Annotated in this window: 24 protein-coding genes and 1 tRNA gene; 5 read left to right on the forward strand and 20 right to left on the reverse strand. The window is 34.2% G+C overall.

Translation table 11 applies throughout. The annotated features are described in order from the left end of the window. Positions 1-113 precede the first annotated feature (113 nt). The 4 genes from PGH12_RS10135 to PGH12_RS10150 all read right to left on the reverse strand — a co-directional run bounded on the left by PGH12_RS10135 (position 114) and on the right by PGH12_RS10150 (position 3658). On the reverse strand, positions 114-1664 hold the full coding sequence (locus PGH12_RS10135) for a hypothetical protein (protein ID WP_267599450.1): 1551 nt from the start codon (positions 1662-1664) through the stop codon (positions 114-116). 200 nt (positions 1665-1864) lie between these two features. After that, positions 1865-2224 carry a preprotein translocase subunit YajC gene (gene yajC / locus PGH12_RS10140; RefSeq protein WP_267599449.1) on the reverse strand — a complete coding sequence of 120 codons (360 nt, stop codon included), beginning with the start codon at positions 2222-2224 and terminating at the stop codon, positions 1865-1867. Between the two features lies 1 nt (position 2225). Continuing rightward, a complete protein-coding gene (locus PGH12_RS10145; protein ID WP_267599448.1) occupies positions 2226-2741 on the reverse strand; it encodes a DUF1573 domain-containing protein in 516 nt (171 codons plus the stop codon). Positions 2742-2752: 11 nt separating this feature from the next. After that, positions 2753-3658 (reverse strand): transcription antitermination protein NusB, encoded by a 906-nt coding sequence (locus PGH12_RS10150; RefSeq protein WP_267599447.1) that lies wholly within the window; start codon positions 3656-3658, stop codon positions 2753-2755. A gap of 90 nt (positions 3659-3748) precedes the next feature. Between PGH12_RS10150 and PGH12_RS10155 the strand changes: the two genes are divergently transcribed. Then, positions 3749-5410 (forward strand): ABC transporter ATP-binding protein, encoded by a 1662-nt coding sequence (locus tag PGH12_RS10155; RefSeq protein WP_267599446.1) that lies wholly within the window; start codon positions 3749-3751, stop codon positions 5408-5410. Between the two features lie 99 nt (positions 5411-5509). After that, the gene (locus PGH12_RS10160) at positions 5510-5845 is read left to right on the forward strand and encodes a DUF3276 family protein (protein WP_191179159.1); all 336 of its coding nucleotides are present in this window, start codon (positions 5510-5512) and stop codon (positions 5843-5845) included. Between the two features lie 100 nt (positions 5846-5945). Here PGH12_RS10160 and PGH12_RS10165 read toward each other — a convergent pair. The 11 genes from PGH12_RS10165 to PGH12_RS10215 all read right to left on the reverse strand — a co-directional run bounded on the left by PGH12_RS10165 (position 5946) and on the right by PGH12_RS10215 (position 16652). Next, positions 5946-6021: transfer RNA gene (locus PGH12_RS10165), tRNA-His, on the reverse strand. A 36-nt stretch (positions 6022-6057) separates the two neighbouring features. After that, complete coding sequence (bshB1, locus tag PGH12_RS10170) at positions 6058-6777, reverse strand: bacillithiol biosynthesis deacetylase BshB1 (protein WP_267599445.1); 720 nt, start codon at positions 6775-6777, stop codon at positions 6058-6060. Between the two features lie 136 nt (positions 6778-6913). After that, positions 6914-8560, reverse strand: a complete 1647-nt coding sequence (locus tag PGH12_RS10175; RefSeq protein ID WP_267599444.1) for a tetratricopeptide repeat protein — start codon at positions 8558-8560, stop codon at positions 6914-6916. A 92-nt stretch (positions 8561-8652) separates the two neighbouring features. Next, positions 8653-9522 (reverse strand): PstS family phosphate ABC transporter substrate-binding protein, encoded by an 870-nt coding sequence (locus PGH12_RS10180; RefSeq protein ID WP_267599443.1) that lies wholly within the window; start codon positions 9520-9522, stop codon positions 8653-8655. 4 nt (positions 9523-9526) lie between these two features. Next, positions 9527-9712 (reverse strand): C4-dicarboxylate ABC transporter, encoded by a 186-nt coding sequence (locus PGH12_RS10185; protein WP_324290987.1) that lies wholly within the window; start codon positions 9710-9712, stop codon positions 9527-9529. A gap of 71 nt (positions 9713-9783) precedes the next feature. Next, entirely contained in the window at positions 9784-10626 is an 843-nt protein-coding gene (locus PGH12_RS10190) for an energy transducer TonB (protein WP_267599442.1), read from the reverse strand. A 24-nt stretch (positions 10627-10650) separates the two neighbouring features. Further along, the gene (locus PGH12_RS10195; RefSeq protein WP_267599441.1) at positions 10651-11220 is read right to left on the reverse strand and encodes an ExbD/TolR family protein; all 570 of its coding nucleotides are present in this window, start codon (positions 11218-11220) and stop codon (positions 10651-10653) included. A gap of 12 nt (positions 11221-11232) precedes the next feature. Continuing rightward, positions 11233-11841: an ExbD/TolR family protein gene (locus tag PGH12_RS10200; protein WP_267599440.1), complete on the reverse strand. Its 609-nt coding sequence runs from the start codon at positions 11839-11841 to the stop codon at positions 11233-11235. A 62-nt stretch (positions 11842-11903) separates the two neighbouring features. Continuing rightward, on the reverse strand, positions 11904-12767 hold the full coding sequence (locus PGH12_RS10205; protein ID WP_267599439.1) for a MotA/TolQ/ExbB proton channel family protein: 864 nt from the start codon (positions 12765-12767) through the stop codon (positions 11904-11906). Between the two features lie 239 nt (positions 12768-13006). Further along, entirely contained in the window at positions 13007-15994 is a 2988-nt protein-coding gene (locus PGH12_RS10210) for a leucine--tRNA ligase (RefSeq protein ID WP_267599438.1), read from the reverse strand. 184 nt (positions 15995-16178) lie between these two features. Then, positions 16179-16652, reverse strand: coding sequence for a lipocalin family protein (locus PGH12_RS10215; RefSeq protein WP_267599437.1), 474 nt, complete (start codon positions 16650-16652; stop codon positions 16179-16181). Between the two features lie 147 nt (positions 16653-16799). Between PGH12_RS10215 and PGH12_RS10220 the strand changes: the two genes are divergently transcribed. Beyond that, complete coding sequence (locus PGH12_RS10220) at positions 16800-17552, forward strand: glycosyltransferase family 2 protein (RefSeq protein ID WP_267599436.1); 753 nt, start codon at positions 16800-16802, stop codon at positions 17550-17552. Beyond that, the gene (locus tag PGH12_RS10225) at positions 17552-18178 is read left to right on the forward strand and encodes a deoxyuridine 5'-triphosphate nucleotidohydrolase (protein ID WP_267599435.1); all 627 of its coding nucleotides are present in this window, start codon (positions 17552-17554) and stop codon (positions 18176-18178) included. The genes PGH12_RS10220 and PGH12_RS10225 overlap by 1 nt, the downstream gene beginning before the upstream one ends. Here the strand turns inward: PGH12_RS10225 and PGH12_RS10230 are convergent. The 4 genes from PGH12_RS10230 to PGH12_RS10245 all read right to left on the reverse strand — a co-directional run bounded on the left by PGH12_RS10230 (position 18170) and on the right by PGH12_RS10245 (position 21303). Next, positions 18170-19405, reverse strand: coding sequence for a 3-deoxy-D-manno-octulosonic acid transferase (locus PGH12_RS10230; RefSeq protein ID WP_267599434.1), 1236 nt, complete (start codon positions 19403-19405; stop codon positions 18170-18172). The genes PGH12_RS10225 and PGH12_RS10230 overlap by 9 nt on opposite strands. After that, on the reverse strand, positions 19402-19878 hold the full coding sequence (locus PGH12_RS10235) for a DUF1648 domain-containing protein (protein ID WP_267599433.1): 477 nt from the start codon (positions 19876-19878) through the stop codon (positions 19402-19404). The genes PGH12_RS10230 and PGH12_RS10235 overlap by 4 nt, the downstream gene beginning before the upstream one ends. After that, positions 19878-20594, reverse strand: a complete 717-nt coding sequence (locus PGH12_RS10240; RefSeq protein WP_267599432.1) for a C40 family peptidase — start codon at positions 20592-20594, stop codon at positions 19878-19880. Before PGH12_RS10240 ends, PGH12_RS10235 begins: the two co-directional genes overlap by 1 nt. A 61-nt stretch (positions 20595-20655) precedes the next feature. Further along, positions 20656-21303: an O-methyltransferase gene (locus PGH12_RS10245; RefSeq protein ID WP_267599431.1), complete on the reverse strand. Its 648-nt coding sequence runs from the start codon at positions 21301-21303 to the stop codon at positions 20656-20658. Between the two features lie 129 nt (positions 21304-21432). Between PGH12_RS10245 and PGH12_RS10250 the strand changes: the two genes are divergently transcribed. Beyond that, positions 21433-21603 carry a hypothetical protein gene (locus tag PGH12_RS10250; RefSeq protein WP_267599430.1) on the forward strand — a complete coding sequence of 57 codons (171 nt, stop codon included), beginning with the start codon at positions 21433-21435 and terminating at the stop codon, positions 21601-21603. A gap of 56 nt (positions 21604-21659) precedes the next feature. On the opposite strand, the gene PGH12_RS10255 is transcribed toward PGH12_RS10250, so the two are convergent. Beyond that, positions 21660-22493: an OmpA family protein gene (locus tag PGH12_RS10255; RefSeq protein ID WP_267599429.1), complete on the reverse strand. Its 834-nt coding sequence runs from the start codon at positions 22491-22493 to the stop codon at positions 21660-21662. Positions 22494-22567: the final 74 nt, after the last annotated feature.

The raw sequence follows: 22567 nt of genomic DNA on the forward strand, positions 1-22567 counted from the left end.
CTAAGAAATGATTAAGCAGAAGATTCACATTTTTATTCACAAATAAGCACGAATATTTTACCAGCCTCTTTTAATTTATGTCTGAAAATCTTAACTAATAGAAGTGATTTTAATTATAAAGAAATTTTTAAAAGTTGTTTTTTCGTCCCTTTTCTTCCCATGAAGAAGGTAGAGTTTCCTGAAATGACACCATTTGAAACCATAAAAGGAACTTCATTATCTTCGTCATCCAATATTTCCTGATAATCAAAATCTCCGTTTTCATTAATCTTGATAACATTGAGGTTAGATCTTCTTGTATTTGTCTGCCCAAACTGTATTCGGTCATTGCTGAGTTTCCTTACTTTTTCGCCGGTATTGATAAAAAAGTAAGCATCATTCGCCAACGCAGTTGACGTGTAAGAAATATAAGATTCGTCCCCGCCGGTTTTCTGTCTTTTATTAATGTTTCTCGCCCAAACAATCTCACCATTTTTATTAATTCTCGCAGTTACGATATCATCGTAATGATAAATTGTCTGGGAAGATCCGCCGCCGTAAGGCCCAGTAAAAGTGGAAACCGTTAAATAAAATTCTTCTGCATTAAAAATAATATCTCCGTTGGAAATTGTAATTATTTTCCTGAAAGATAAATTCTTAAGTTCTTTATCTTTGTCTTTTCCATATTTATCTACAATAAATTGCTCGGTAAACGGATTGTATTTTACCTTTTTAATTTCCAAAGTCATCGGATTCAGTTCATAATAGCAAATTCCTTTAAATCTTCTATCTTTTCTATCCGAATAAAATCCGAGACAAACCAAACGGTCATCCAAAACAATAGTTTTTAAAGAAGCTGCAAAATGTTCTTCAGAGTCAAAAACCTGCGTTTTTACACTTCCTTCTGATATACTTGTGAGCTCGTATTGATATTTACCTCCTTCTTTTTTCTTTCGCTGCTCGTCAGTATATACTTTTCCTAAGACATAAATAGTTTTTCCGTCTCGCGAAACATCTATATTTTCATAAACGAATTTTCTGTCTTTGATGTCTCTTTTGAAAGTATAATCTATATTCTTTTTAAGCGACTGATCAAAAACAAACATTTTGTGCGTTTCTACATTTCTGTCTTTAATATCCACCGTCACTGCAAAAGCCGTACGATCTTCATTTACAATCATTCTGGCACCGGAATCACTATCAAAAACTCCGAAGCCAAGAAATGCAAATTGTCTTATTTCCTCACTATCCACATGGAACAATTCAGTTTTCTTGAAATTAAAATCATTAATACTTGCGGAAATTGAAGAGCAAATGTATGCCTTCTGATCTTTTTCGTATATAAAGTCGATAATATGAACTTTTTCGCCATCCATGATGATTCCCAAAACCGAACTTTGCCTTACTACTTTGGAATATTTAATTTCATATTCAAATTCTTTAATGAGTTTTAAATCAGAATTATAATGCTCAAAATAATATCCGAATCCTGTGGAAAAAGTACCGCCGTAATAAGATCTTACAATAACAACTCCACCTTTCCCGTCATCTTCTGCAAGTACGATTGTTGAATTTTCATATTCGTCTTTGAACAGAGCACTTTTTTTAATCTCAAACGGAATTTTCTGGGCGAAAGAAAAAAGGCTTAATAAGATAAAAGCAAGGCAGAATAGATTTTTTTTCATGGTATTGTTAGTTTGTTTTTAAATTGATTTTGTAAAGATATTTTTTTAGGGAGAAGTTCAACCATATTTATTGCTTGTATTTGAATATACTTGAATTACTTCAAATGCTTTAAATCATCAAGTAACAATAGCGTGAAAACAAACGGCGCGGTGACCTTTGGTCACCGCGCCGTTTTGCAGTATTATTTAATTCTGAAAAATTATTTCTTTTCAGTATCGATAACTTCTTTTTTATCAGCAGTTGCTGTAGCTTTATCGCCAAATCTTGCAGCAGTAAACTCTCTCGAAATTGCCGCTTTTTCGAACTTCAATTTTCCTGAAAGCGTTTCAATAACGATACCATCTTCCTGAATCTGAGATATTCTCCCGTGAAGACCAGAAGTAAGCACTACTCTGCTTCCAACTTTCAATTCTTCCTGAAATTTTTTCTCCTGTTTCTGCTTTTTCATCTGAGGTCTGATCATCAGGAAATAAAACCCGACAAACATCACACCCATCATGATCAGCATCATTGGAGAGGATCCTCCAGCTGGTGCTGTCTGTAAAAATATTGTTAACATATTATTTAGGTTGAATGTTCGCATTGAACGTTAACTTGATAGGCGATTTTTCAACATTTGCATAAACGTCTGCAAACTTTTGAACTGCCCCATCAAAACTTGATGAATCAAAGCTTAATGTAATTTTACCTTTTTTACCTGGTAAAATTGGGTCTTTCGTAAATTCCGGAGCAGTACATCCGCATCCTGGTTTCACTTCAGAAATCACCAAAGGATTAGTTCCTGTATTAGTCACTTCATACACGTGATTTACCTTATCACCTTTTTTGATGTTTCCAAAATCAAAATTGCTTTCTGATAATGCAACGGTAGTCAACGGTTGATTAGAAACTGGTGCAGCAGCTTCTCCGGCAACTGAAGTTTCGGTTTTTTGAGGTAGAGAATCTCCAGGCACAGTGCTAAGAGAATCTGGAACAATGGTTTCTGAATTTTGAAGTTCTTTGTTTTCTTCTTTTTTACAAGAAACCAAACCAAAGCCTATGATAGACAAAGCGATAATTGATAACGACTTTTTCATTTTTTATTTATTTATATTCTGTTTAAATCTTTACAATATTTATCTAAAATACCGTTGATGAATATATTCGAACGGTCTGTAGCAAAAACTTTTGCGATCTCAATATATTCATTAATAATAACTCTTGAAGGTGTTAAAGGAAAATTATCAAGTTCAGAAATTGCTGTTGTAAGAATTACCTTATCCATTAAAGCCACCCTTTCTAAATCCCAGTTTTCTAATCTTTCAGATAGTTTCTTTTCATTGGTTTCCCAGTTATTGAGCGTATCTCTCAAAAGTTTGCCCGCAAAAGACTTGTCATCTTCGTCTTTAATCATCTTAATTAAAGTTCGGCTGTCTTCATTTTCTTTGATAAAACCAATCGTTTTCTGAACCATAGAGTTGGCAATATGAATATCATCGGCCCAAGTCAGTTCTCTGTCACTTACATAATCATGGAAGTCTTCGTTTTCCGCAACATATCTCAAAAATAATTTCCCAATAAATTTTTGATCATCATCAAAAGAATAACCTTCTTCTTTCATGAAATCCTGATAACGCTTTCCTGACGTCATTCTCTGAAATGTTCTTACCAAAAAATCATCATGCAAATCCCATTTCAAATCAGCGTGTTGCCCGGAAAAGAAAAGTCTTTCAGGATTTTCTTCCAACTTGATTAAAACTTGATTATTAATGAATTTCTGGTTGGGATTGATTTCAGAATCGGTTTTGAAGTATTTATTCTTCCCAATTTCCATTTGATTTTCTGCAAGATTTTTTAGAGACACTAAAAAATTAAGTTCCAATACATAAAGATTATAGATTTTCTCTATTCCATAGAACATGTTTTTCTCTAAAACATCAAATTTTATTGGATTTTGGTAGTAAGAATACACACTTTCTACTACTTTCTCACGGATTTGTCTTCTTCCTAACATTCAAAGAGCTTTTTATGGGTGCAAAGATACAAAATTTAAAATTTATCAAATTCGTAGTCTGGCTCTATTTTCGTAAATTTGCAAAAGTTTATGAAAGCTTTAAAAACTCTAAACCCATACTTTTGGAAGCACAAAATATTATTGTTTTGGGGCTTACTCTTTATCATTGCCAGCAACTTTTTCAACATTTATAAGGTACAGTTTGTAGGAAAATCTGTGGACGAACTAACGAAAACAGGAAGCCTAGGCTTTAACAAACAAGTTCTTATTTATGTTGCAATCATCGTAGGCTGCTCACTTCTAACCGGATTTTTCACCTTTATGATGAGACAAACCATTATTGTAGCATCAAGAAGAATTGAATATGAACTCAAAAATAAGATCTACAGGCACTATCAGGATTTATCATTAACAGATTACAAAACAACAACCACCGGAGATTTGATGAACCGTTTAAGTGAAGATGTTGTTGCCGTAAGAATGTATCTCGGCCCTGGTGTGATGTACGTTGTTAACTTACTGATTTTATTGACGATCACATGTATCTACATGTTGAAAACTGATGTTTCAATGACTGTCTGGACATTATTTCCATTACCTATTCTTTCGTACATCATTTTCAAAGTCAGCTCGATCATCAATAAAAAGTCTAAAATCATGCAGAAAAGTCAGTCTGCAATTTCAACTTTTGTACAGGACAGTTTTTCGGGAATCCGTGTTGTTAAATTTTTCGCAAAGGAAAATTATATTAAGAAAAATTATAGCTCAAAGGTTACCGACTATCAGGATAAAGCTTTAGATTTAGCAAAAACAGAAGCGTATTTCTTTACCATTATTTTATTCGTAATCGGATTATTAAATGTTGCGATCATCCTGATTGGCGGACAGAAATATATTGCGGGTGAATTGACAGTAGGGAAAATTGCTGATTTTTTCATGTACATCAATATTTTGATATGGCCATTTTCTATGGTCGGCTGGGTAACTTCAGTAAACCAGAGAGCTGAAGCTTCGATGCAAAGAATTAATGAATTTATGGATAAAAAATCTGATGTTATTAATACAAACTTTGAAAAGTACGACATAAAAGGGGATATCGAATTCAGGAATGTATCTTATGTTTACCCGAATACAGGTATTAAAGCTTTAGAAAATTTAAGTTTTAAAATTAATGCCGGACAATCTCTAGCGATAATGGGTAAAACCGGGAGCGGAAAATCTACCATTGCTCTGCTTTTATGCAGATTGATCGACCCAAGTGAAGGTGAAATTTTAGTCGACGGAAAAAACCTGAAGGATCATAACCTTGATAATTATCGTGATTTTATAGGCTATATTCCTCAGGAAAGTTATTTGTTTTCAGATTCTATCGAACATAATATTGGTTTTTCGATCGATAATCCTACGCACGAGAAGGTGGTTGAATATTCTAAAATTGCAGACGTTCACAAAAATATCATCGATTTCAAAGAAGGATATAAAACCATGGTTGGAGAGCGTGGCGTGATGCTTTCCGGGGGTCAAAAACAACGAATTTGTATTGCTAGAGCTTTGATAAAAGATCCAAATATCATCATTTTCGATGATTCTTTATCTGCTTTAGACACAGAAACCGAACAGAATATTCTTGAAAATATAGATACTAAAATTCATAATGCAACTTCTATAATTATCACTCACCGAGAGTCTAGCGCTCAACGAGCTGATAAAATCATTAATCTTACTGAAATTACCAATTCTGTAACTGCTTAGCCAATTTGTTCATAAATGTTAAATAAATCATAAAAAAAATTTTGTGATTAAAAGAAAAATTTTATATTTGTTCTTAACAAGATTAAAAAATATCTAATAATGAGTGAATACAAGGAACGCCATGAGAATGAAATTTTCACGAAGGTGTTAAAAGCAGGAAGAAGAACGTATTTCTTTGATGTGCGCGAGACGAAAGCAGGAGATTATTATCTTACAATTACCGAAAGCAAAAAGAATTTCGGGGAGAATGGAGAGGCTACATTCGAAAAGCATAAAATTTATCTATATAAAGAAGATTTTAAAAGCTTTCAGGAGATGTTTAATGAATCTACAGATTTTATCATCAATGAAAAAGGTGAAGATGTAATATCTGAAAAACATGATAAAGATTTTAAGAGCAAAACCTACACGATCGATTCTGACGACGAGGTTTAGCCGTAACTAAAACCAGATTATATAAAAACACAAGCATCTTTATTAAGATGCTTTTTTTAGGCACAAAAAAACACACTTTCCTAAGAAAATGTGTTTGAGTGGGTGAATGAGGGGTCTCGAACCCCCGACCTCCGGAACCACAATCCGGCGCTCTAACCAACTGAGCTACAATCACCGTTTTTGGTGGTGCAAATATAGGATATATTTTTTAATTACAAAACAATTCCGTCAAAATTTTTCATTGCAATAAGCTTCTCAGTCGTAAATCCCTCAGCATAAGTAACTCCCGACAATCTTCCTAAATCCTGAGCACGATACGTAAGGCTTTCATAAAAGTCTTTAGAAGTGATCGGTGTTTCAGGTTCCTTCGATTCGGGATCGTAAAACTGGGTTTTAAAAGCCATACAGGCTTGCAGCTTTTTATCGAGATGTTCAGATATATCGATAACAAACTCCGGCTTTATATCTTTCCACTGAATATAATGGAAAATCTGTTTTGGTCTCCATACATCTTGGCTTTTCCCATCTATATTTGTCTGAATCTTTCTCAAGCCAGCGAGAAAACACGCATCAGATACTAATTTTGCTGCTTTTGCATGATCTGGATGTCGATCATCGATTGCATTCGCTAAAACTATTTCCGGGCGGTATTTACGGATCATTTTTACAATTTCCATCTGGTATTCTTCAGAATTAATCAAAAAACCATCTTTCATCCCAAGATTTTCTCTCGCCGCGACTCCTAAAATTTTAGCAGATTCCGTTGCCTCTTCATGTCTAGTTTGATCGGTACCACGAGTTCCAAGCTCACCTTTTGTAAGATCGATAATAACGCAAGTTTTCCCTTCTGAAATTAATTTAGCTATTGTGCCGCCACAGCCAAGTTCAACATCGTCCGGATGGGCCCCAAAAGCGAGTATATCTGTTTTCATTATTTTTAATATTTAATGTATCACATTTAAACTTTCCTTAATTGAGATAAATGTGCATATATTCAAATATAAGATTTAAAATAAAAACTTCCCAAACTTAATGAATGGGAAGTTTTAATATAAATAACTTATTAAATTATTTGTTAATTTCTGTATTTAATTTTACAGCATCCTGATAAGTAGGATCTAGTTGCAAAGATTTAGCAACGTAATCTTTAGCTTTTGCAGGATCAGAATCTTTAGATAAGTATGCAACTGCAAAGTAAGCATATGCTAAAGTTTGTTTGTTAGCTTCTACTTCTGCAGGTTTTACTGTTGCAATATATTTTTCGTAAGCAATTTTTGCCGCATCATTATTTGTTGCTTGCTGATAAGCATACCCTAAACTGTAGTAAGCAGGAGCCCAATCTGGTAATATTGCACTCATTTTCTGCCATGTCAGTATAGCACCATTCCAGTTTTTTGCATCCTGATAAGCAGTTGCAAGTTTGTATAAAGCGTCAGAATCCTGAGCATTAGCAGCAACTTGCTTTTTCAATGCTTCGATTTGAGGATTAGTTGGTCCTGAATCAACAGCTGATTGTGATGCTCCACCACCAGCAATTTTCACAAGTTCCATATCCCATTTCATCGTTTCATCTTTTGCCGCTTTAGCAATCGCTACTTTTTGCTGAGCTTCAGTCATTAAAGCTGATTTTTTAGCAGCATCTGTTTCTGTTTTTGCTAAACCAGCAGCAATAAGACCTTGCAATCCTTGGTCAGCAGGCTGAACTCTAGATTTCTCTGCCTGAGAAACAAATGTATCCATGTTCTGCTTTGCTTCTGCATATTTTCCATCTGCGTAATTCACGTATGATCTCAATTTGAATTTGATAGGATCATTAATCTTATCAAAAATCTTATCTAAAATCATTTTTGAATTTGCATAATCTTCGTTTGTAAAATATAGCTTTGCAATTTCTAACTGCGTATAAGGATCTTCATCAGCATATTTCGTATAGTTAATCAAATCCTGAGTAGCCTTTGCATTTTCCTGATATTTAATATCATAAGCCGCTAAAGCTTTGTAAGCTGGCGCATACGTAGGATCTGTTGCAATCGCTTTGTCAATACTTGTCTTTGCCTGCTGCCACTGTTGAGCTGCCATCCAAAGAGTACCAATTCTGGTGTAAACAGAAGCTTTATTTTTTGCTAAAGGCAAAGCTTTGTCATATGCAGACATCGCATCACCAGGAATTCTCTTTAGTCTGTAAGCATCACCTAAAGTATAGTAATAATAAGCTGGAACGTCTTTTTTAGCTCTCTCAATTGCTTTGTTAAGAAATTGAATAGCAAGATCAGGCGAGTTGTTTTTCTCAAATAAAGTTAATGCTTCAGCAGCTCTAAAAAGCACTTCCGCATCTTTCTCCCTTGAATCTTTCACTATTTCCTGAATCTCAGAGATAGCACTTTTATCTCCTTTTCCTAATTTTACAGTTGCTAATCCAAGTCTATTTAAATAACCTTTTTTATCTACTGCAAGACCTTTATTAAAATTCTCGGTTGCTTGTGCAAAATCTGGCTCAGACTGTCTTAAATATGTATTTCCTAAATAGAAATAATTTTCTGCTTCCGGTGCTTTAGCAATCATTTGAGTGAAATTATTTTTTGCCTGTGCAAATTTATCACTGTCAATGCTGTTTATACCATCTTGTAACGTCTGTGCGATCGTAAAATTGCTAAAAAATACAACCGCTGCTCCAAAAGCAATCTTCTTTACATTCATAATCATTATATCTTTCATTATATATTTTCTAAATTTCATCTGTAGTTTATTCACAATTTTCAGACCAAAATACAGGAAATATTCTGGTGGTGAAGCATATTTAATATTATTTAACGCATCTGCACTTCTCTGCGATAAATATTATAAGGCTGCAGACCTTCTTTTTGAACTATTATCTGACCCAATTGTGTACATGAGTATCTTATAAAACCGCTTGCTATGTTGAAATTACCTTCGTTTGTTAAGAAATATAAAACTCTAGTGAACGGATATTTCATTTCTCGCAAGCCCTCGAAGTCAGGAGCGTAAAGTTTACCTTTATTATCCACAGGTAGTATTTTTATAAGTTCTCTTAAATTTTCGGATTCGTTATCGTACGGTCGACTGATTGTATTGAGACCAACTACACCTATTTTGTCGGGATATTTTCCTAGCTCTTTAATAACATTTGCACTTCCCGGAATTATAGAATATTTTAAATCTTTGGGAAGTTTATTTAATTTTTGTGCTACAAAGTTCAAATTACTTGAATTTGCACCATCAAATATAAAATTCTTGCTTTCTGACTGCATTCCCTGAGCTATTTCTTCCATCGTAATACTAGTTCTCGTAGAATTTTTGGGAACGACAAAAACAACAGCATCCGCGGCAAATTTTGCAGGCAAAAATTTCAGATCAGCTTGTTCTTCATACGCTTTTACTTCTTCTGCAGAAAGTTCCTTAGACATCACGACAATTCTCGCCTTGTCATGTAACAGATCTAAAAAACCAAGATCTTCTTTTTTCGATACAACCTTAATTTTTGTATCTGGATAGTTGATCATATATCCATCAGCTAACGCTTCTGTTACGCTTTTAAACGAATCGTCTGTTAATATCGTCATATCACCTTTGTGATAAGAGGGAGATTTATCTTCCTTTTTAGAACAACTTACCGCAAAAGCAAAAAGCAATATGAGCACAAATTTTAATTTACTCATGATCTCATGTATTTTTAATTTTTGAAACAGCTCGCCAAATTCTGAAAACTCCGTACAACATTACCAAACCTCCAAGAGGATAAGCAACCGCAGGTTCCAAAAGTGTAAAAAAGAATTTGTAAACAATAATTACAACACCGAGAACTATATAAAACAATCCTGTAACTAAGGATAACCAATTGAACATCATATAACAAAAGTATTAAAAAAAATAAAAAGAGAAGCTATTGCTTCTCTTTTTTAATAGTATTTAAGATAATCTTAACCTTCAAAATTCATTGTTAATGGTAATCTAAATCTGTAACGAACAGATTGACCATTGATTTTTGCAGGAGTCCACTTATTTTTAATAGACTTTATCGTTCTAACAGCTTCAGAATTAAAGTCTGCATTTTTACCGTTAGCTTTTACGTCTGTAATTGATCCGTCTCTTTCTACAACGAAAGTGATTTCAGTTTTTACAGTCCCTTCATCACCATTCATTGCTGAACCATCGAAGTTCCCAGAAACTTTATTTCTAAACGCATTTATTCCTCCAGGAAATTCAGCAGTCTGCTCTACTTCACTGTACACCTGAGTATCACTCACCTGAGGTTTTACTTCAGCTGTTGAAGCTTTAGTTCCTGTAGATGGCGGCGGTGGCGGTGGCGTATATGCAGGAGCTTTTACTCCTTCCTGAGCTACTAAACCTGTTTGAGTTTCCAACTGCTTAGAGATTGGTGGTGGTGGAGTCTCAATTTTCGGAGCCTTCACCGGTTCCGGAACTACGTTCTGGATAACCTCAATCTTTTCTTCCTCTTTTGGAGGCGGTGGTGGTGGTGGTTCATCTGGTTTAACTTCTTCTATAATAGGATCATCTTCCAAAATTTCCACCAGATCAGCGTTTACTTCTTGTGGAGGTGGTTCGTTCATCTTTTGGATAGTAAGATATATAAAAGGGCTCAAAGCAGCTAGCAAGAACAATGATGTACCGATGATAAAAGATTTTGTCAGTAACCTAGGGTACTGAGTTCTGATATCATATGCACCATAACTTTTATTTCTATTTTCAAATACAATCTCATCTAATGAAAGATTCTGACTGTACGCATTTTCATCTGCCATTGTAATTCAAATTTAATGGTTAAATTACTTTGTTGCAGGAGCAGCACCAGCTGGATTCCCTACTTTTTTGTCGTAAATAGCTTTTTCCCAAGGCTTAAGATCAGTAACACCGTACTGCTCACTTTTGGTAATTGCCATTTCGTCAAGAATGTCTACAAAGTTCTTATACACTGCATCGTCAGTCGGTTTGATAATCACTGTAAATTTAGTTCTATCAGCCGCACTCCTCTTTGCTTGCTCAATGATCTTTCTGATACCTTCTCTATCAAAGCTAGTTTCGTTAAGAGTTTGATCAGTCAGAGATGTATTATCCTGCTGATGCCAAAAAATCTTATTGTCTTTACCTAATAATAAAGAAATTGAATTAGAAAGTTTAATTTCTGTTGGTGGTGGTTTCGGTGTATTCTCTTTCGGTTTTGCCGGAAGACCCAAATCCATAACATTCGGTTTAGAGAATGTGGTTGTGAACATAAAGAAGGTAATCAATAGAAAACCCAAGTCCACCATCGGAGTCATATCGACTCTGGTACTCTGTTTCTTGGAACGTACCTTGCCGCCTTTGGCGCCTTTTTCCTGTACTTGTACTTCTGCCATTTCTAAATGATATTATTCATTAGGTTTACCTTCTTGTGACGTTATCAACCAAAATTTAAGAAAATCGATATCTCTTAAACCCTCAAATAAACTTTTAACTTTAGGATATCCTGTAGTTACATCACCCTTGATTGCTAATTTGTAATCAGGATTAACGCTTAAACTTTGCTCTACCCAGTCAACTAATTGTTTATTAGTACTATCCATAGGAATCCCTGTAGGACTCTTGAAACTCTTCTGCTCATCTTCCGGCAAATTAAGATAGCTTTTCAGCTGGTTCATAGGAACCCCAATTGCCTGAACTCTTTGAAACGCAACTTTTTGTTTGTTGTCAAAAGTAACGCCGTACTTTTGACCCATTTTATCTAAAAGCTGTACTCTTTCTGAACCGTTATCAACAGGCTGGAAATAAAATTTTCCGTCTGGTGTAGCGTTGATAGTCATTAAACTAGCATCAGGAAGTAATTTTTCTGAGATCGAAGATGGCGGCTTAATCTGCTCCACGTCAGGTTTTTTAAACTGAGTGGTCAATATAAAGAACGTAAGTAGTAGGAATGCAACGTCACACATTGCCGTCATATCCGTAACTACCCCATGTCTTTTTGGTTTGACTCTCGCCATTTATTTATATTTATTTTTAATTAAACTTCTTTTTACACTGCAAATATCTTGCTACAAAATTCTTAGTTGAATTCTGCAAAAGACTGCTGGATGCTCATAGCGATCTCGTCGATCTTATAAGTCAATCCGTCAATTTTAGATGTAAAATAGTTGTAAAGCATAATCGCAATTGCAGAAGTACCAATACCTAAAGCTGTATTAATCAATGCTTCAGAAATACCTGTAGAAAGTGCAGCAGCATCAGGAGTACCACCTCCAGAACCTAATGCGAAGAATGCCTTAATCATCCCGATTACTGTTCCTAGTAGTGCGATCAATGTTGCAACTGTACCTAGAGTAGAAAGAATCATCATGTTTTTTTCAAGCATTGGCATTTCAAGAGTTGTAGCTTCTTCGATCGCTTTGTTCAAAGCAACCATTTTTTGCTCTTTGTTTAATGTAGTGTCATTAGAAAGTGCCTTGTAAGTTGTAAGACCTTCTTTTACTACGTTACCTACAGAACCTTCTTGTCTGTCACACTCTTCTAAAGCTTCGTCTACTCTGTTTTGGTTTAGTAAGCTTCTTACTTTTACTACGAAATTATCTAAGTTACCTTTTCCAGCAGCTTTGCTAAGAATAAAATATCTTTCGAAAGAGAAAACGATTACCGTGATCATGAAAGTGATCAAGATCGGTACAATGATCCCTCCTTTGTAGATAATTCCCAAAAACGACTCTGGGTGAATGTCTTTCCCTTCAACACTTGAAAAAGCAACAGAACCACTTCCTAGTTTATCTGCATCTTTAAAATTCCCCGGGCTACCAAGAACGAATAAATAAATACAAATTCCTATAACTAATAGAATAGGAATAATTACAGCCGGATTAAGACCTCCTGCTTTTTTAGCAACTACTTGCTCATCATTTTTTGAAACATTCATTTCCATATTTAACTAAATTATATTGTTTAAAAATTTTAAAGTTGTAAAATAAAGGCAAAATTACTTAAAATGCAATAGTCTTAAATAAACATTTTGTCTTTTTTTGATAACGAAAATTTAATACGATTCCGATATTGTAATTATATGTAAATATTTTACTGATTTTTATCATTAATTGTAAATATATTAAAAAATCAAAAATATTTGCACCTTAATTTTTTGAAATTACCAATGTTAAATTTATTTTAAATTACGATGTTTACGATTTTTTTTGGCACTACGATAATCTTTTTTGGCACATTACCATCCAGAATTTCTTTCATTTTGTCATTTTGAAGCACTAAAACTTCAACTTCTTGTGCCGAAAGTTGCGCAGAAAGTGAAATTTTAAATTTCATCTTACCATTTACGCTTACCGGATAATTAATTTCGTCCTCAATTAAATATTCTTCGTTGAGTACAGGGAATTTTTCAAACTCTATCGACCCGCTGTGACCAAGCAAATTCCATACCTCTTCACAGATATGTGGAGCATATGGGGAGATTATAACGGCTAAAGGTTCTAAAATATTGCGCTTGTTACATTTTATTTTCTGTAACTCGTTGACAGCAATCATAAATGAAGATACTGATGTATTAAATGAAAAATTCTCTATATCGTAAACAACTTTCTTTATTAATGTGTGTAAAATTTTGTATTCCGCTTTTGTTGGCTCTTCTTCAGAAACTTCAAAAGCATCTCCATTAAAATACAGATTCCAGAATTTTTTCAGGAAACCGTAAACTCCGCTAAGACCTTGCGTGTTCCAAGGCTTGGATTGTTCTAACGGACCTAAGAACATTTCATACAATCTCAACCCGTCTGCTCCGTATTCTTCACAGATGTCATCTGGATTTACAACATTGTATTTTGATTTAGACATTTTTCCCTGTTCACTATCTGTAAAGAATTTAATATCTTCAATATTTTTAGCTGAACCATCCCAATTATAAAACTTTTTTTCAGAAAATTTATAATATCCATCAACAGTAATAAATACAGGATTTTTGAAAGTTTGCCAATTGATATACTCTAAAATTCCTTGTTCATTTAAGAAAGCTTCTTTTTCATTATTATTGTAATCCTTAACAAATTCTATAGGAACTGAAAGTTTTTGCAACCAATCTCCTGATACTTGAATATTGAATCCTTCTTTAATTGCCTTCTTATCAAATATCAAATCTCCCAATTCTTCATTATCACTAAAAACTAAATAACTGTTTTTCCCTTGATAAACATGATTGGATTTATGTTGACTTTTATATGAACTTTCAATAATTCCCAAAATCATCCCTTGATTGATCAACTTTTGGAAAGGCTCATCTTGATTAATATAACCTCTGTCTTTTAAGAACATATTCCAAAAACGGGAATATAATAAGTGTCCGGTTGCATGTTCGCTTCCACCAATGTATAAATCTACTTGTCCCCAATAATCCGAAAGTTCTTTTTTAGCAAAAACTTCATCATTATTAGGATCCATATATCTGAGGAAATACCATGAACTTCCTGCCCAACCCGGCATTGTAGATAATTCTAAAGGGAAAACCGTTTTGTCATCAATTAAATCTGTAGCAACAACTTTTTGGTTCCTTTCATCCCATGCGAACGTTTTTGCATTTCCTAATGGCGGATCTCCGTCTTCTGTTGGTAAATATTTTTCAACTTCAGGAAGTTCCAAAGGCAGAGCAGAATTTGGTAAGGTGTAAGGCATTCCTTCCTTATAATAAATAGGAACCGGCTCTCCCCAATAACGCTGTCTTGAGAAAATCGCATCTCGCTGTCTGTAATTTGTAGTTCCGTGACCGATTCCTTTTTTCTCAATTGCATCGATAATTAATACTTTTGCATCATTATAATGCAAGCCGTTTAAGAAATCTGAATTTACACAAATAGAATCTTTAGAATCGAAAGATTTTTCCTGAATGTCTTCATCAGTTTCTACAACTTTTTTAATTTCTAAATTAAATTTCTTTGCAAATCGATGATCACGCTCGTCATGCGCAGGAACAGCCATTACAGCTCCCGTTCCGTAACCCATCAAAACATAATCTGAAATATAGATCGGCATCTTTTCATTGCTGAAAGGATTGATCGCATAACTTCCCGTGAAAGCTCCTGAAACGTTTTTCACATCAGACATTCGATCGCGTTCGGTTTTCTTGGAAGTTTCTTCTATATAAGTATCTACTTCAACTTTTTGTTCTGCAGTTGTAATATTTTCAACCAAAGGATTTTCGGGAGCCAGAACCATAAAAGTTGCTCCAAAAATAGTGTCTGGTCTTGTAGTGAAAACCTCAACGATCTCATCATGACCTTCTACATTAAATTTCACCTGAGCACCCTGCGATTTTCCGATCCAGTATTCCTGTGAATCTTTCAATGGTTGTGGCCAGTCAAGAGTTTTTAAACCTTGTAATAATCTTTCAGAGTAAGCAGAAATTCTCATGCTCCACTGCATCATTTTCTTCTGAAAAACAGGATAACCTCCTCTTTCTGATTTACCGTCTTTTACCTCATCATTCGCTAAAACTGTTCCTAAAGCTGGACACCAGTTTACAGTAGTTTCCGCTCTATAAGCCAAACGGTAATTTAATAAAATATCTTCTTTATCAATCTCAGAAGCATTTTTCCATTCTTCTGAAGTGAAATTTAATTCGTCGTTTTGATTGGCATTTAAACCTGTTGTTCCTTTTTCTTCAAAATGTTTGATTAAGGTTTCGATAGATTCTGCCTTGTCCGTATTTTTATTATACCATGAATGGAACAATTCAATAAAAATCCATTGGGTCCATTTATAATAAGAAGCGTCAGACGTTCTTACTTCCCTGTTCCAGTCGAATGAAAAACCAATTTTTCTCAACTGCTCCTCATATCTCGTAATGTTTTGCTCGGTCGTAATCGCAGGATGCGTACCTGTCTGTATTGCATATTGCTCAGCAGGAAGTCCGAAGCTATCATAACCAACCGGGTGAAGAACGTTAAAACCCTGATGTCTTTTATATCTCGCATAAATATCTGACGCAATATATCCGAGCGGATGACCCACGTGAAGACCTGCTCCGGACGGATACGGAAACATATCGAGAACATAAAATTTTGGTTTATCTGTTTTATCGGACGTTTTATAGGTTTGATTGTCTTCCCAGTATTTCTGCCACTTTTTTTCTATCTGCTGATGATCGTAAAACACTTTTTATAATAGATGTTAGATGTTAGACTTTAGATCTTAGAACTCAGTTTTATATTAATTCTAAATCTAGTTTTCACAAAAATAATGATTTTAAAAGAAATGAAAATTTAATTTTAAACTAAATCTCCCTAAAACAAAAAAATCTCATCCTGAGATGAGATTTTATGCTTGTAAAATTTATTTATTATTGAGCAACTCTTTTGAAAGTGTAGGTCGTCGCCTTGTAAACTGTAGGATCAACATTGTCTTCAATTTTCAAATTCATTGTTTCTGCGGTGAGATCAACGATCTTACCTTTTTGAGTAACAACTGTTCCCTGATATTTTATTTCGAAATTTTTATCAGACTTATTATATGAATAAGAAAAGTTACGCTGATTGATTGTAGAACAAACCAAAGGGTTTCCTGCCTCGTCCTTATCTGTTCTTTTCCCTGAAGAATTATCTGCAAAAACCCATGTAGATTGTTGTTGGCAAGTCGTGTAGTTGATTTGGTCTGAAACACCAACACCGTCTAGATCAACCTCAGTTCTTACTTCTGCGACAGGCTTCCAGGTTCCTACGATTGAGAACTCCTGTACCGTTTCTTCGTCATCTTTACATGAGGTAGTAGCTACCATTAATGATAAACCTGCAAATAATAATGCTAATTTCTTCATAGATCAAATTTTTCAAGGCATAAAATTATGATTTTTTATTAAAAGTCAATCATTTTTTTTGAATTTTGGAATCATAATTTGCATTTTCTTAAAAATACCGCTTTTCAGAGACTATTTCCAAACGCTTATATTTGCAAAAAATACAGAATGCCTGAAGTTTCTATCATTACGCCATGCTACAATTCTTCAAAATTTTTAGAAGAAACGATCAGCTCTATCCAGAGCCAGACTTTCACAGATTGGGAATGGCTGATTACAGATGACAGATCGACAGATCATTCTGTGGAGATTATTCAGAAACTTAATGATCCTAGAATAAAACTTACCGTTTCAGAAAAAAACGGAGGCGCAGGTCATGCGAGAAATATTTCTCTGAAAAACGCAAACGGAAGATTTATAACTTTTCTAGATGCCGACGACTTTTGGGAACCAGAATTTCTTGCAGAAATGGTATCATTTATGAAAACGGAGAATGCTGAAATCGCCTACTCTACTTATGCAAGATGTGATGAAAATTTAGTTCCGAAAATTGAAGATTTTAAAGCAGATAAAGAAGTCACGTTTGATAATTTATTAAAAACCTGCCGGCTTTCTTTACTTTCATCAATGTACGATTCTAAAAGAGTGGGTATAGAATATTTTCCTGAAGGAAGCAAAAGAGAAGATCATGTAATGTGGCTGAATCTTCTTAAGAAAATTCCGGTGGGAAAACCTCTTCCAAAAACGATGGCAAAATACAGAATGCATCCTACAAGTGTTTCGAGAAAAAAGCAGAATATCATAAAGGATCAATATTTGGTATACAAAGATTTCATGAAATTTTCTACTGCGAAATCACTGTATTACACAGCCAATTGGGCGTTTAATGGATTTTTAAAGTACTCTAAAATATTTAATTAATGGAATATTCAAAAGAATTTAAAGCTGCACTGAGTAATTTTTCGGCAATTGAAAAGGACCGTTTGATTTTCCGCTTGTTGAAGAAAGATAAGCTTTTATCAAAAAAACTTTATTTTGAATTAATTGACACCGAAACGACAGATCAGAAAAGAACTCAGATGGAAGAACTGATCGAAGAACGAGTTCTTCTGGCTTCAAAGTACATCGGAAATCCGAAATATTTTTTAGTTTTAATCAGAAAAATAAGTGCCGAAATTACTGAACACGTAAAAATTACAACCGATAAATTCGGAGACATTTATCTGCAACTATTTCTCGTGAATCAAATATTAGAAAGTAATGACAAGCTTAACCATCAAAGATTTGATAATATTTACAAACTCTACATCTATTTGATTAACAAACTTTTAAAAGCTATAATTTCAATTAAAAAAATTGACGAAGATTATTGGATGGAGCTTAATGAAATATTAGAAAGTATAGAATCAAAAATTCACGAAAACAGATATTTAGAAAAGCTGTGTATCAATAACAGTTTTGATTTTAACTGGTTAACGATTGAAAAAATTCCTGATCATTTAGACCTCATCGTAAAAGATATTAAAAATCAGGGATTTCTAAAATGATAGAATTTTCTTCATAATTAATTCTGAAGAATCCGGTTGTTCAGACACAAACTTTCCTGCATTTTCAGACATTGTTTTCAGTTCTTCATTATTATTTAAAAGATAAAGAACAAATTCTGCGGCTTCATTTTCTTGTTCAAAAGATTTTGCGCCACCAAATTTGATTAAATCATCTGCTTCAGGATTTTTCTTATAGTGATCCCCAAAAATTACCGGAACATCAAAAGTGGCTGCTTCAAGAATATTGTGCAATCCTGAGTCGTGAAATCCACCACCAACAACGGCAATATCTGCGAAAGAATACAGTTTCGACAACAAACCTATACTATCAATAATGAGTATTGTTGAGTTGAAAGACTGGATTTTTGGACTGCTCAACTCGCTGTAAAGCATCGCATTTGGAAAAATATTTTTTAAATTTTCTACTCTTTTTAAATCATGAGGAGCGATCATCAGTTTCACATTCTGGTTTTTCTCAAAAATCATTTTTGCCAATTTTTCTTCAGCCTGCCATGAGCTTCCAAAAACGATTGCTTTGTCATGACCAATGAATTTGTGAATAAAATCCACATGATTATCTCGGTTTTTCAGCTTTTTGACGCGGTCAAATCTCGTATCGCCAGTCACCGATGCATTAACTAACCCAATACTTTTAGCCAAAAAATAAGAGTGCTGTGTCTGATGAAAAAACCATGTGATATTGTTTTTCAATTGCTTTACAAACCATTTCCCGTATGACGTAAAAAATGACTGATTTTCATAGAACATTGCTGAAATCACATAGGTTCTAATGTTGTTGTTTTTCAGCTCATTAAGTAAATTATACCAATAATCATACTTCACCGTAAAAAATAGTTCAATATTTAAATAAGAAAGAAAATCGCTAACATCTCTTTTTGTATCAAATGGCAGATAACAAATTACATCTGCAATATTTTTCTTCTTTACGACATTATCATAACCTGAAGGTGAAAAGAAAGTAACTAAAATTTTATTTGATGGAAAGCGTTCTTTCAACTTTTCTAGAACTGGCAAACCTTGTTCGTACTCGCCTAAACTTGCAGCATGCATCCAAATAACCTTATCTGTTGTTGAAAGCTTTGATTTAATTATATCTACGGACTGCTTTCTCCCTTCAATGCCTTTTTTAGTTTTATCATTAAAAAACGAAAAAACCTTCATTCCGAAGATGAGAAGGTGAATGAATATGTTGTAAAGAATACTCAATTTTGAATTTTAGGTGTTGCAGCGTTACTTTCTTTAATCATTCTAAAAATATGAATTCCCACGACAAGGAGTGATAGAAATAACAAGACAAAAACAGCGTTGCTCATTTCCTCCAATTTACCTTGCGCAATAAGAATACTTTCAACAACGGTATCTGCTATTAAAAGCAATATGGGAAGCAATATGCTATAAGCGAAAAACTTTAAACTTTCTTTATTCCGGTAAGATGGTGGAACATTTAGCATTGGCGAATCTATGTTCCTCGGAATACCGACAAGCAACAAAAAGAGAAATGTTGCAATACCCGGTAAGAGCCATATTGCACGCTTTTCACTTTCTCCATCTATATCACCGTTAACTGCAAAATGAGAAGGTACGGTTTCCGGTAAGCCGCTGTAATTAATTCCTATGAAAACCCATATGAACACAAGCAGCAAAATATTTATTCCTAAAAGTATACTCGAAGTTTTCATTAGATAACACTTTTAATCACTCTCAGTTTATGCGTATGTTTATTCAATTCTTTATTAAAAATACCTGTAGAATCAAGTGTATCGATTCTTACTTTTCCGGATGCATGAATGATTTTTTGGTTTTCGAGCATAATTCCTACATGAATTATTTTGCCTTCAGAATTTTCAAAAAAAGCAAGATCTCCTGGCTGACTTTCTTCGACGAAACTTAAAACTTCGCCAACTTCAGCTTGCTGATAAGTATCTCTCGGCAGTTTAATGTTATGAATCTTAAAAACCAACTGCACAAACCCAGAACAGTCTACTGCAAAAAAACTTTTCCCACCCCACAAATAAGGGACATTCAGAAATTCTCTAGCAGTCAATGCGATACTTTCTCTCACATCGTGGCTGCGTCTTGATGCAACGGCAGGATATTCAACTTCAGATCCCATCGAAAGCAAAGTACGACCATCATTGGTCATAATTGATGCAAAATTTTCTGTAATCAGCGTTACTTTCCTGCTTTTCAAATGTTCATCGCTTACATGCTTTATCTGTTTGGTATCCATCCAGCCTTCATAACCGTCGTAGTGCATCTTTATTTTGGTCCAGTTTTTATTCACTTCCAGAATATCTGCACTTTCCCCGAACAAAATCTCTGTAACGATCTCAGCTCTATCAGAATTTTCTGCACGCACAGGCGCTACCGTAACAACGCAAATTCCTATATCCATTTTTTTAATTTTTAGGTTAAGACTAAAGCCAATAATGATGAGCCTAAATCTTTGCCTGAATTTATTTCCTGCGAAGCAGATTTACTCCGTCACGCAAAGGTAAAATAAGATTTTCAAAATCTTCATCTTTCGCCACCAAATCATTCAGTTCTTTAATAATCTGCGTTTGCTTTTGTTTTGGGTTTTCGTCTAAGACTTTCCCGTACCAAAGCACATTATCGAACATTACCACTGAGCCGGATTTTGTTTTAGGCTTTATCAACCTGAAATATTCGGTATAATTTTCTTTGTCTGCATCAATAAAAACGAGATCAAAAATTTCGTCTGTTTCCTTTAAAAATTCTTTCGCATCCTGAAGTTTAAAATGAATCTGATTACAAAATTCGCTCTCGGCAAAATATTTTTTGGGTAAGTAGGCTAAATCTTCGTTTACATCCAAAGTAGTCAACTTTCCGTCTTTTGACAAACCTTCAGCCATGCAAAGTGCCGCGTATCCTGTAAAAGTTCCTATTTCTAAAATATTTTTCGGCTGCAAAATTTTTGAAATGATCGTCAGTAATCTTCCCTGCTGATAACCGGAAATCATGTGTGGCTGCGTGGTCTTCTGGAAAGTTTCTCTCCTCAGTTTCCTAAGAATTTCGGGCTCTGCAGAAGCATGATTTTCCAGATACCGATCCATTTCAGCATTCTTTTCTTCAAAAAAACTCATTCAGATAATTTTAAGATTCAAATTTAAATAAATATAAACAATTTTAAAGAACTGTAATGATCGAAATTATTATTAAATACCGTAAAAACACGGATGCTTTGTAACGGTTTTTAGTGGTAAATTTGCTTTATGGAAAAGCCAAGTCAATTGGTGATGAAAAAAACATTATTCGAGTCGGAGGTAGAAAACAAGTTGATGAAACAAACTGATCCTTCAGGAAAAAAAAATCCTCGAACGAGAGAGCGTCATCCGCTTTTAAAAGCAATTTTCTCAAAGCTTAAAAGAGAAGACGTTGTCTAAAGAAAAATCCCGATAAAAAATTATCGGGATTCTTTTTGTGGTTAATTTTAAGAAATTTATTTCTTTGGAGTAATATCCATCAATTTCATAAACTCATCAAGTTTAGGCATAATGATGATCTCTGTTCTTCTGTTTTCTGCTCTTCCTGAAACACTCATGTTTGTTGCTTTAGGATTGTATTCTGAACGTCCTCCTGCTGTTATTCTTGCCGGGTCTACACCAAATTGACTTTGCAATACTTTCGCAACCGAAGTTCCTCTTAATGCAGAAAGATCCCAGTTGTCTCTCGGTAAATTTGCAGAGCTTAAAGGAGAATTATCTGTATTACCTTCTATCAATACAGAATATTTATCGTAATCGTTGATCACTTTTGCTACTTTACCCAAAACTTCCTGAGCTGCCGGAAGCACATTGTAATCTCCTACTTTATACAACATTTTATCAGAAAGCGAGATCATAACAACGCCTTTTAGAACTTTTACCTGAACATCCTGATCAGCCATATTGTCTAAAGATCTCTTAAGCTTGTTTGATAATGCTAAATTCAAACTGTCATTCTTAGCATTCGCAGAGATAAGCTGCTTGATATACATATTGGATGAGTTGATCTCACCCACCAATTTATCAATATTTGCAGAACTCTTCCCTGTGTTCGAAAGACACGCATCTAATGATGATTTTAGAGCATCATGCTGACTTTTCAATAAATTATTTTCACTGGCCAAACTAGAGTTTTGAGACTTCAAATCCTGAATTTCTCTCTGTCTCTCGCCAATGTTTTCGATACACTGCTTGTAGTTTCCGCTCAACGCGTCATACTGTTTTTTACTTACACAAGATGTTACGCCCAACACCATTGCAGAAACTGCTAAAATTTTAATAATCTTCATAAATAATCTTTTTTTAGACGATTCAAATTTAGGAAAATTCATTTTAAATTAAGGTTTATCTTTGTATAAAAGAA

The sequence above is a fragment of the Chryseobacterium sp. CY350 genome (genome assembly GCF_027945075.1).
Classification (GTDB): domain Bacteria; phylum Bacteroidota; class Bacteroidia; order Flavobacteriales; family Weeksellaceae; genus Chryseobacterium.